Raw genomic sequence first — 6,647 nt, forward strand, 5'->3', positions numbered from 1 at the left:
GCTGGACCGCACCGACGCGGCCGTCCGCGCCCTGGTCGGCACCGGCGTACCCGGCGTCTACGGCTGGGGCGTCGACGTTCGCGGCAACGAGGTGGGCGTGGACGTCGACCGGACGAAGAAGACCGCGGCGACCGAGAGTTTCCTTTCCCGCGTGCGGGAACTCGGGGTCCGGATCACCGAGACGGCGTCGTCGCCGCGGCAGCAGTCGGGCACGATCCAGACCGGGAACCCGTGGTGGCCGGGCAGCGAAAGCAACTGCTCGGTCGGCTTCCCGGTGACGGATTCCGGCGGTGCCAAGCACTTCCTGACCGCGGGTCACTGCACGAACGACCGCGACCAAGCCGCGTACGGCGCTTCGGGCCAGCAAAATCGCATCGGCACGTCGAACGTCGGCGGCACGCACAGCGTCAACGGCAGCGAAGGCGACATGGGCGTCGTGGCGGTGACGGAGGCCGGCTGGAACCTGTCGGCGTCGGTCAACACCTGGGGTCAGCCCGCGATCACGCTGTCCGGCGCGGCCGAGGCGATGGTCGGCGACCGCGTCTGCCACTCCGGCAACACCTCGCACTGGCAATGCGGCGAAGTGAAGTACACGCACAAGTCCGTCGACTACGGCGGCGGCCTGGTCATCGACGACCTCACCTGGACGACGGCGTGCTCCCTCGGCGGCGACTCCGGCGGCGGCTGGCTGCTCGGCGACAAGGCCACCGGCCTGCACGACGGCGGCCCGTCCCAGTGCGTCGACAACCCGTCCGACGGCGACCTGTCCCTGTTCCAGCCGGTGCTCGAGGCCCTGGGCAAGTGGCAGCTCACGCTCGTCACCGGCGGCGGCACGACGCTGCCGGGCGCACCGGCCAACCCGCGGGTCACCGGCACGACGGCCACCAGCGTTTCGCTGGCCTGGGACGCGTCCACCGGCGACGTCGCCGCGTACGACGTCTACAACGGTTCCGCGCTCGCCACGAGCGTCGCCGGGACTTCGGCATCCGTCACCGGCCTCGCGCCGGACACCGCGTACACGTTCACGGTCAAGGCACGCGACGCCGCCGGGAACGCGTCACCGGCCAGCGTCGCGGTTCCGGCACGGACCCAGGCGGGCGGCGGCCGGACCTTGACTAACGACACCGACTACGCGATCCGCGACTACCAGCAGGTCTTCAGCCCGGTCACGTCCACCCTGACCGGGCAGGCGGCGACCCCGCTGACGGTCGCGGTGACCATCCGCCACACGTGCGCCGAAGACCTCGGCGTCACGCTGCTGGACCCGAACGGCAAGGCGTACGTGCTCAAGTACAGCGGCGGCAGCACCTGCACCGCGTGGACCGGCGCCCGCACCTTCACCGTCCCCGCGGCTTCGCCGGCCGGCGGTCGCTGGCAGCTGCGCGTCACCGACTACGGCCCCGGCGACACCGGCACCCTCGACAGCTGGTCGATCACGCTGTGATGACTCCCGCGGGCCGGGAGGTCACCCCTCCCGGCCCGCGGTGACTCAGTCCAGGGGCAGGTTGAGCAGGGCGTTCTCGATCAGCTCCGGCATCGCCGGGTGGATCCAGTACTGCCCGCGCGCCATGCTCCGCGCGTCGAGGCCGAAGCTCATCGCCTGGATCAGCGGCTGGATCACCGAAGACGCCTGCGGCCCGATGATGTGCGCGCCGAGCAGCTGCCCGGTCGCCGGGTCGGCCAGCAGCTTCGCGAAGCCGGTGGTGTCCTCCATCGCCCAGCCGTAGGCGATCCCGGCGTAGTCCTGCTTCGAAGTCACGTAGGAGACGCCTGTTTCGCGCGCCTTCCGCTCGGTGAGCCCGACCGACGCCACCTGCGGGTGCGTGAACACCGCGTGCGGCACGAACCGGTGGTCGGCGGTGATCCGCTCGTCCGGGTGCAGCAGGTTGTGCTGCACCACGCGGGCTTCGTGGTTGGCGACGTGCTTGAGCTCGTGCGGCGAGGAAAGGTCGCCGAGCGCGTAGATGCCCTCGACCACGGTCTCCTGGTGGTCGTCGACCACGACGTGCCCACTGTCCATTGTAGTCACCCCGGTGGCGGCGACGTCCAGCACGTCGGAGTTCGGCCGCCGCCCGGTCGCGACCACCAGCACGTCGGCCTCGACAGTCTCGGCGCCCTGCGGTCCTTCGAGGTCGAGCGCGACACCGTGGTCGGTCTTGCGCGCCCGCACGGTCTTGCGGTCGAGCCGGACGTCGAACCGCTGCGTGGCCAGCTCGGTGAACCGCTCGCTGACGTCGTCGTCCTCCGAGCGCAGCAGCCTGCCGGACCGGTTGACGAGCGTGACCTGCACGCCGAACGAGGCGAAGACGTGCGCGAACTCGGCCGCGATGTACCCGCCGCCGAGGATGACGATGCGTTCGGGCAGCTCGTCGAGCCGCATCACGGTGTCGGAGGTGTGGTAACCGACGGTGTCGAGGCCGGGGATCTCCGGGATCACCGGACGCCCACCGGCGGCGAGCACGAACTTGTCGGCGGTCAGCACCTCGTCGGGACGCCCGTCGGCGAAGCTGACGCGCAGTTCCTTGTGCCCGGTGAAGCGGGCGGTGCCGTCGTAGACGTCGACGTTCGCGTTGTCCTCGTGGCTGCGGCGGTACTCCGCGCCGCCGGCGGCGATCGGGTCGATCCGGCCGAAGACCCGGTCGCGGATGTCGCGCCAGCGCACGCCCTTCAGCTCTTCGTCGACGCCGTACTTCGCGCTGTGCGAAGGCGTGTACGCGACGTCGGCGGCGTACACGAACATCTTCGTCGGGATGCAGCCGACGTTGAGGCAGGTGCCCCCGAACGTGCCCTTCTCGACGATCGCCGTCTTCTTGCCGGCGAACTCCGGGCCGAGGATCGAGTTCCCCGATCCCGTCCCGACGATCACCAGGTCGTAGTGGGGCACTGCATCCTCCGCGGGGTCGGCTCCGGTCGATTCACCCTAGCCAACCGGCTCCGGGGAGCTGGTGTTCCCCGATGTGCTTAACGTCGTATTACGTGGTCAGTGGCCGTTGCCGGTGAAGTGCATCCGGTCTTTCGGGCTGGACCACGAGCCACCCCAGCTCCAGCCGATCGCGGCGAACGCCCGCACGGTCGCGTCGCCGGCCAGCACCATGCCCGGCCGGCGGTGCGAGCGGTCGACGTACGCCGACGCCAGCTCGGGCAGCACGAGGTCACCCTGAGTGTAGGGGTTGCAGAACGGGTTGACGTCGACGGCGAGGCCGTAGGCGTGCGCCGACCAGCTCGTCTGCCCGCGTGCCGGGCGGCAGACGAACGCGCTGGTCGAGTTGCCGTCGCCGGTCGGCGGCGCGGTGAGTTCGGCGGGGCTCGTCACGCGCATCTCTTCGAGGGGGAAGCGCGCCGCGAAGAGCCGGCCGAACACCTGGGTGATCCCGGCGGCTGCCTTCGCGTTGACCAGCATCTCGCCGGTGTGCGCGCGGTCGTCGAAGCCCCAGAACGACATCGTCAGGTAGCGCAGGTCGGTCGCCTTGACCGGGCAGGCGGCCTGCCACGTGCTGCGCGCGAGGACGTCGGCGGGCACCGCGCCGATCGTCGACGCGTACCGGTCCCCGGCGGGCGGCGGGAGCAGGTCTTTTGTCGGAAGTGCCCGGTTCACCAGTTCGGGTGGCGTCGGTTCGATCTCGCCGAAGCCGTCGGGCCGCCGGGGGAGTGGCCGGGCACCCACCTGCCAGGTGACGGCGGGCACGGCCGACGCCGTCACCGGTGCCGTGACCGGAGCCGTCGTGGTCGTGGCCGTCGGTGCCGGACGCGGCGTCGACGGCACTTCTTCGGCAGCGCACGACGTCAGCGCGAGGGCCAGTACCGCTCCGAGCGCCATCGCCGTCCGCCGCATCCGGCCAGCTTGGCACGGACGGTCGCGGAGCGCGGAGTCCACCCGTTCCAGTGACACCGCTTTGGGCTCACTCCGATTAGGGTATTCAGCGCAACGTCGTTCACGCACCGGAGTCGCCCGGGTGCCGAGCGCTTGTTTTTCGCCGTGTCTGATGAGGGGAACGTCCCATGTCCGTGAAGTCCCGTCGATCCCTGCTGCTCGCGAGCGGCGCGCTCCTCGCCGTGGCCGCGGTGGCCGTCCCGGTCGTGGTCGGCACGGCGTCGGCGGACCCCGGATCCGGCAACCAGGCGCGGATCGTCGGCGGCGACAAGGCTTCGCTCGGCGACCACCCGTACGCGGTGTTCCTGACCGACGGCGGCGGCAACCAGTTCTGCGGCGCGGTGATCGTCAGCTCCACGGCGGTCGCGACGGCGGCCCACTGCGCGAAGGCGATCTCGAAGCAGGACATCCGCGTGGTCGCGGGCCGCGAGGACAAGCGCACCGACGACGGCCAGGTCCTCGGCGTCTCCAAGGTCTGGGTCAGCAAGGGCTACAGCGACCCGACGCAGGGCGACGACGTCGCGGTCCTGACCGTTCGCGGCCAGCTCGACTACCGCCCCGCGAAGCTGCCCGGCAGCGACGACGCGAGCGTGTACGCGGCAGGCACCAAGGCGACGGTCCTCGGCTGGGGCCGCGTCGCCGACGGTGGCGCCCGCTCCGACTACCTGCGCAGCGTCGACGTCCCGCTGGTCTCCGACAGCGACTGCAGCGCCGATTACAACGTCTACAACCAGAAGACGATGGTCTGTGCCGGCTACCCCGAGGGCGGCAAGGACGCCTGCCAGGGCGACTCCGGCGGCCCCCTCGTCGTGGGCGACACCCTGATCGGCATCGTCTCCTTCGGCGACGGCTGCGGCAAGGCGGGCAAGCCGGGTGTCTACACCCGCGTCTCGGCCTACACCGACGACATCGAAGCCCAGGCCAGGCCGCGCACCCTCTTCCCCTGAGCGTGGTAAGCAGGGGTATGCCGACCCTGCACGACGCGACCGGTCCCGAACTGACGGCCGCCCAGCTCCACGACATCCTCCGCCTCCGCGTGGACGTCTTCGTGGTGGAGCAGAAAGCCGCGTACCCCGAACTCGACGGCCGTGACCTGAAGCCCGACACCCGCCACCTGTGGTTCGAGGGCGACGAAGGCGTGCTGGCCTACCTGCGAGTCCTGCTCGACCCGGGCGACATCCGCCGCATCGGTCGCGTGGCGACGGCGGCGAACGCCCGCGGCCAGGGCCTGGCGGCCCGGCTCATGGACGAGGCGCTCACGGTCCCGGGCGAGTACGTCCTCGACGCCCAGACCTACGTCCAGGGCTTCTACGCGCGCTACGGCTTCGTCGCTGAAGGCGCGGAGTACACCGACGAAGACGGCATCCCGCACATCCGCATGCGCCGCCTCCCGCGCTGACCGGTTTTCACACTGGCCGCGTCAGGCGGTCGCGCCCCGCGGCGCCGTCGCGGTGATCACCTTCACCGCGCGGTCCACGTCGGCCTCCGTGAGGTCGGCCCGCGCGGTCAGGCGCAGCCGCGAGATGCCGTCCGGCACCGACGGCGGACGGAAGCACCCGACGCGGATGCCGTGCTCCGCGCACGCCGCCGCCCACGCGACCGCCGTCTCGGCCGAAGGCGCCTGAACGGAGATGACCGCGGCGTCCGGCAGGCTCGCCTTCAGCCCGGCCGCCTTCAAGGACATCGCGAGGTTGCCCGCGTTCTCGACGACTTTCCCCGCCAGCCCGGGCTCTTCCTTCAGCGCGTGCAGCGCGGCCAGCGCGGCGGCCGCACTCGCCGGCGCCAGCGCGGTGTCGAAGATGAAGCTGCGAGCCGTGTCCACGAGGTGCTTGATCACGCGACGCGGCCCGAGCACCGCCCCGCCCTGGGCACCGAGCGACTTCGAGAGCGTCAACGTCGTGACGACGTCGGGCGCACCCGCGAGCCCGGCCGCGTGCACCGCGCCGCGGCCGCCTTCGCCGAGGACGCCGAAGCCGTGCGCGTCGTCGACCAGCAGCGCGGCCCCGTGCTCGCGGCAGATGCCGGCCAGCTCGCCGAGCGGGGCGAGGTCGCCGTCCACCGAGAACACCGAGTCGGTCACCACGAGCGCGCGCGGCTTGCGCCGCGTCGAGAGGGCGTGCTTGATCGCCGACGGCGTCGAGTGCGCGACCGCGGCGACATCGGCGCGCGACAGCCGGCAGCCTTCGATCAGCGAAGCGTGGATGTACTTGTCGGTGACGATCGCGGACTCGGCGCCGGACAGCGCGGTCACCGCGCCCAGGTTCGCCGCGAAGCCGGAGGAGAACACGAGCGCCGCCTGGACGCCACAGAACCGGGCGAGCTCCAGCTCGAGCTCGGTGTGCAGCTCGGTCGACCCGGTGACGAGCCGGGACCCGGTCGCCCCCGCACCCCAGCGGAGCGCGGCGGCCGCGGCGGCCCCGGCGACGCGCTTGTCGCGGGCCAGCCCGAGGTAGTCGTTCCCGGCCAGGTCCAGCTCGTCGGCCTGCGCGGGACGCGGCCGCAGCTGCCGCACGAGCCCCGCGTTCGCCCGCTTCTCCGCCTCGACGTCGAGCCAGTCGAAAACCTCATCGGGCGGGAGCGTCGGCGGCGTAGTCACGTCCCGCAGTCTCCCATCCGCGATCCCCGCCGCCGTGTGCCGGGCCCTGGAAACGCCGGAAGCCCCGGACCTGGTGGTCCGGGGCTTCCGAGGTGGATCGATCAGCTGTCGTAGCCGCGACGCGGGCCACGGCTCGGGCGGCCGTAGCCACCGCCGTTGCCCGACCGGGGCTGACGGCCG

The 6,647-nt window shown here is 71.9% G+C and carries 6 protein-coding genes; 3 read left to right on the top strand and 3 right to left on the bottom strand.

Features of this window, described 5'->3' with window-relative positions; translation table 11 throughout:
- A partial coding sequence (locus G3I65_RS23115) for a proprotein convertase P-domain-containing protein (protein ID WP_160697967.1) occupies positions 1–1,444 on the top strand: 1,444 nt, incomplete at its 5' end.
- Positions 1,445–1,489: 45 nt separating this feature from the next.
- Here the strand turns inward: G3I65_RS23115 and G3I65_RS23120 are convergent.
- Positions 1,490–2,884 (bottom strand): mycothione reductase, encoded by a 1,395-nt coding sequence (locus tag G3I65_RS23120; protein WP_160697968.1) that lies wholly within the window; start codon positions 2,882–2,884, stop codon positions 1,490–1,492.
- A gap of 96 nt (positions 2,885–2,980) precedes the next feature.
- Positions 2,981–3,664: a M15 family metallopeptidase gene (locus tag G3I65_RS23125; protein WP_160697972.1), complete on the bottom strand. Its 684-nt coding sequence runs from the start codon at positions 3,662–3,664 to the stop codon at positions 2,981–2,983.
- Between the two features lie 335 nt (positions 3,665–3,999).
- Between G3I65_RS23125 and G3I65_RS23130 the strand changes: the two genes are divergently transcribed.
- Complete coding sequence (locus G3I65_RS23130; RefSeq protein ID WP_160697969.1) at positions 4,000–4,818, top strand: trypsin-like serine protease; 819 nt, start codon at positions 4,000–4,002, stop codon at positions 4,816–4,818.
- Between the two features lie 17 nt (positions 4,819–4,835).
- Positions 4,836–5,270, top strand: a complete 435-nt coding sequence (locus G3I65_RS23135; RefSeq protein WP_160697970.1) for a GNAT family N-acetyltransferase — start codon at positions 4,836–4,838, stop codon at positions 5,268–5,270.
- Positions 5,271–5,291: 21 nt separating this feature from the next.
- On the opposite strand, the gene G3I65_RS23140 is transcribed toward G3I65_RS23135, so the two are convergent.
- Positions 5,292–6,467, bottom strand: coding sequence for an 8-amino-7-oxononanoate synthase (locus tag G3I65_RS23140; protein ID WP_160697971.1), 1,176 nt, complete (start codon positions 6,465–6,467; stop codon positions 5,292–5,294).
- Positions 6,468–6,647 lie beyond the last annotated feature (180 nt).

Origin of the sequence: Amycolatopsis sp. SID8362 (genome assembly GCF_010550475.1) — a bacterium.
GTDB lineage: Bacteria > Actinomycetota > Actinomycetes > Mycobacteriales > Pseudonocardiaceae > Amycolatopsis > Amycolatopsis eburnea.